The organism is Pseudomonas sp., from assembly GCF_026224925.1.
In the GTDB taxonomy this organism is placed as follows: Bacteria; Pseudomonadota; Gammaproteobacteria; order Pseudomonadales; family Pseudomonadaceae; genus Aquipseudomonas.
Map to the genome: position 1 here is coordinate 1 of NZ_JAMFRV010000430.1, position 4,497 is coordinate 4,497.

General features: G+C 56.2%; 4 protein-coding genes. 3 read left to right on the forward strand and 1 reads right to left on the reverse strand.

What is annotated here, in order from left to right:
* Both M0974_RS18550 and M0974_RS18555 read left to right on the forward strand, forming a co-directional pair.
* Window positions 1–692 (forward strand): AraC family transcriptional regulator (locus M0974_RS18550; protein WP_297839924.1); only part of this gene is annotated, 692 nt, incomplete at its 5' end.
* A gap of 56 nt (window positions 693–748) precedes the next feature.
* Entirely contained in the window at window positions 749–1,366 is a 618-nt protein-coding gene (locus tag M0974_RS18555) for a LysE family translocator (protein ID WP_297839927.1), read from the forward strand.
* A 53-nt stretch (window positions 1,367–1,419) separates the two neighbouring features.
* Here M0974_RS18555 and M0974_RS18560 read toward each other — a convergent pair whose 3' ends face one another.
* Window positions 1,420–2,586: a PAS domain-containing sensor histidine kinase gene (locus M0974_RS18560; RefSeq protein ID WP_297839930.1), complete on the reverse strand. Its 1,167-nt coding sequence runs from the start codon at window positions 2,584–2,586 to the stop codon at window positions 1,420–1,422.
* 734 nt (window positions 2,587–3,320) lie between these two features.
* Between M0974_RS18560 and M0974_RS18565 the strand changes: the two genes are divergently transcribed.
* Window positions 3,321–4,497, forward strand: a 1,177-nt coding sequence (locus M0974_RS18565; protein ID WP_297839933.1) for a PAS domain-containing methyl-accepting chemotaxis protein, incomplete at its 3' end; no start/stop codon positions are given.

Genomic DNA, 4,497 nt, shown 5'->3' on the forward strand with positions numbered 1-4,497 from the left:
TCAATTGCCGGCGCCAGCGCCACCTGAGCACACCGGGTCGGGTGTTTTTGCTGGAACCGGGCGAGGTGCATGACGGCGACGCGCCTGCTCCGGAAGGCTTTACCTATCAAACGCTTTATCTCGATCCGCAGTGGCTGGACCGAGAGCTGCGTTCGTTGTTCGAAGACACGCCAGAACACAGTCAACTGAGTTTCGCCGCCACCTTGGCAGACGATCCGCGCCTGGCCATCGCCACCGCGAATGCCTTCCAAAGCCTGCATGGGCAAGAGATGCGCATTGTCCGCCAGACCGCCCTCGATACATTGCTTGGCAGCTTGACCAGTCATTTAAGATGGCGTGCGCTGCTGTCTCCTGATCCGCGTATGCCCTTGGTGGCGCATAAAGCTCGCGAATACCTGCACAGCCACATGAGCCAGGATATCGGCCTTGATGACCTGGCCCGTATCACCAACGTTGACCGCTTCCGCCTGACCAGAGCCTTCAAAGCTGCGTTCGGCTTGGCGCCGCACGCCTACCTGATCCAGCTGCGCCTGGCCAAGGCCCGACGCTGGCTCGCAGCCGGCCAATCGCCAGCAGAAGTCGCCGCGGCACTGGGCTTTGCCGACCAAAGCCACCTCGGCCGCTGGTTCCAGCGCGCTTACCGCATGACCCCAGCGGATTACCGCAAACGCTGCTCAAATCTTCCAGACTGAGGCCACACGCACGGTGATGATCGAACCACGATCAACCTTCATTGCCGAGTTGCCCCATGAACCCCTTTTTGCCTTTCATACTGTTTGCCTTCGTCGCCTCCATCACCCCCGGCCCCACCAACATCCTGGTACTGACTAACAGCTCACGGCACGGTGTGCTGGCCGTAATGCCGATTGTGCTGGGGGCGTGCGCGGGTGCTGCGCTCATTGTGCTGTTGGTGGGAATGGGCTTGGGTGATGTGCTGGGGCGCTATCGCGCGGTGCAAACTGTCATGTTGTGGATAGGCATTGCGTGGCTGACGTACTTGGCGTGGCAGATTTTCAATAGCCCGGCGACCGCCATTGAGCCTCAGGGACCAGCGCTCTCGGCCAGAAAAACAGGCCCACGCCTGGGTATGCTCGGCGGCGCAAGCCTGCAATTGGTCAACCCCAAAACCTGGATGATGGCGCTGGCCGTGGTCAGTGTCTTTGCCGGTACCGACGCTGATCGGACGGCGCGGGTGATCTATCTGTCGCTGGCGTTCTTCCTGATTTCCATTCCGTGCATGAGCGTTTGGGCCTGGTTGGGGGCCAGTGCCGCAAAGTTCTGCACGTCTGCCAGCAGCATGCAGCGTTTCAACCAGGCCATGGCGCTGCTGTTGCTGGCCTCGACCTGGTTGACGCTGCTGGTGTAACGCTCGCGGGGCCGTCTAACGTCTACAGCTGTATAACCCTTTTCAGCGACGCGTCAGGGCAAGCTGATGATGAAAACAGTACCCGGCTCCAAGGTTGAAGTCACTTGCACATTCCCGTGATGGGCACGGGCTATCTCGCGGACGATAAACAGGCCAAGGCCGACACTGCGCACCTCATCGCCGCCGTCAACGCCACGGATCATCGGCTCGAACAGGTTCGCGAGCAACGGCGCAGGGATCGGCACGCCCTGGTTATGCACAGTAATCACTACGCCTTCAGCCTCGACCGCAGAGGTCACCGTGACCGCCTTGTCAGGGTCGCCGTAGGTCATCGCGTTTGCTACCAAATTGCCAATGGCCTGATGCAGACGATCTCCATCGGCCACGCATCGTGTTGCACCCACGTGCCTGTGAATAAGGCCGCGGCCGGAAAACGTCATCGATAACTCTTCCACGCAACTGGCGACCACCGCGTGCAGGTCGATGGCCTGTGGATTGACCACAATGCCGCGACCGACACGCGCCTGAGTAAAATCCAGCAGGTCCGCAATCAGCCGCTGCGCACGGTTAGCCGAGTGCGTGACATGGCCAATAATGCGCGTGCGTTTTTCGTCCTGTTCGTTACGGGCCAACATATCCGCCGCCATTTTAATCGCCGCCAGCGGGTTGCGCAGGTCGTGGCTGACAATGCCGACCATCTGTTCGGCAAATGTCGCGCGAATCTCGGCGTCCGCATGCGCCTGACTCAAGCGATCTTGCGCCAATGTCAGCGCCCGCTGTGCCTGCAGTTGTTGCAGCAGCCGCTCTTCAGCCAGCTTGCGCGCAGCAACCAACTCCCGTTCATAGCGATTGCGGTCTTCGGCGATAAATATCGCCAACTCATGAAAGATGCCGGTTGTTGGATGCTCGCGGCGGACCGCGTTCAGCATCATCGGGATCGAGTGACCGTCTTTGTGAACCAGATCGAGTTTGACCTCTGTCACCGACCCTTGCATCTGCAGCAGCGGTGCCCAGTGGGTCTGATGAAATATCCTGTCGCCCATGGTCAACAGTTCCTGAAACCGTCGGCCCTGTAACTCGCTCTGACTCAAACCCACCCAGTGGCAAAACGTCAAATTGGCCCGTTCGATCGACCCCGTTGCCGAGGTCAACAGCAAGCCGCACGCGGCAGCTTCCCATAGGGAGTCGCTGTCGGGCAGCAATGGCGGCTCAAGCAACATGGGCAACGGTTTCGAGCGGTGCGAGAAATTCGTTCATGTCATCAGTACACCCGCTGGGTGAGCTTAAGTGTGGGCAATGTCCGACGCTCTCAATCAGGCGCAACGTGCTATGGGGATGCTGCGCTGCAGAACGGACATGCTTGATCCCATAGTAAGTTACGCACTTGCCGTCGCTGCGCAGGAAAACGTGCGTGGTTATCCCAACGAGATTAGCATTCTTTTCGTGGCACCCACTCATTCGGATGGAAGATGTCGGGGTGATTTGAAGCAGGGGCAGACCCCACAGCAGCAATAATGTTGGTCGCAGAGCAAGGCATGCCAGAAAATTTATGTGCTCTGGACGGCGAAACGTGCAGACTAGAGCCTTTACTGCCAAGCACTCAAAATGACAACACCTATCATTTCTTACTATTCTTATGAATGGACACCCCACGACCTTGCATACCGTTCATGTTTGTCTATGATGGGGTCAATACTTACTTTACGGTCGCGATTATTTCGTAAAACATGCAAAAACGCATTAATTTATGAGGCTTGAATATGGATGCTCAAGTAACCAAACACTATCTTCATTTACTCTTCCCGCCTGTTAAAAGATACGCAATCCCATTAAGGCATTATTAACATCTTCCTCTTTTCGGGCGATCTATTGGCGCGCCTTGAAATTTCAACAGAATGACCGTGGGTAATATCGGTATTACCTAACCATACGCATTATTTTAGGTGGCTGTAATATGTTCAATTCTCAGCGCAAAGTAGTCGAAGCAGAACTTGAGCTTTCCACCGCTGCCTTGTACGCAGCAAAAGCCAAGGTGAAGGCGATCAGTCGATCCATGGCGATGATCGAATTTACCCCGGACGGCATCGTGATAGACGCCAATGACAATTTCTGTAAGACCATGGGCTATTCGATCGACGACCTTCGCGGTAAACACCACCGGATCTTCTGCGAGAAAGAGTTCTACAACAGCGACGCCTACGCCAAGATGTGGCGTGACCTGGCCCGGGGCGAGCCACTGAGCACGACCTTCTTACGCCTAGACAAAACAGGCCGTGAAGTGTGGCTGGAGGCTAGCTACATGCCGGTCATTGGCGCTGACAATCGAGTTTTGAGCGTGACCAAGGTCGCCTCGGACGTCACCAGCGCTGTTCATAAAGAGCGTGAAAACCAGAGCATGATTGACGCCATCAGCCGTTCGATGGCCATGATTGAATTCACCCCCGACGGCAGGGTCATTAACGCCAACGAAAACTTTCTTAAAACCATGCACTACAAACTCAATGAAATTGTTGGGCAGCACCACAGCCTGTTTTGCCATCGGGGAGAGGCGGACTCATCGGCCTATAAAGCATTCTGGGCGTCATTAAACCGCGGCGAATACCACTCCCATCGATTTGAGCGTATTGATAAACACGGAAACACGGTTTTTCTCGAAGCCTCTTATAATCCGTTATTCGATGCCAAAGGCCGACTGTATAAAGTCATCAAGTTTGCCAGTGACATCACGCAACAAGTCAGCGTGCAACAGAGCGCGGCGAAAACAGCTCACGATACGTCGGTTCAAACCGACGCCAGCGCACAGAAGGGTTCGGCCGTGGTGCAGCAAACGGTGCAGGTGATCGAGGAAATTTCCAACGACCTCAATGAAGCTGCGCGCAGCCTTGATGCCGTGAACAAACAGTCGGAAATAATCGGCAGCATCGTCCAGACCATTCGCGGAATTGCCGATCAGACCAACCTGTTGGCATTGAACGCAGCCATTGAAGCGGCTCGTGCAGGGGAGCACGGTCGAGGGTTTGCAGTGGTGGCCGACGAAGTACGCAGCCTGGCCGCGCGCACCAGCAAAGCCACAGTGGAGATTGTGGACGTGGTGCGGCAAAACAATGAGTTGGCCCGCAGCGCTGTGGCCA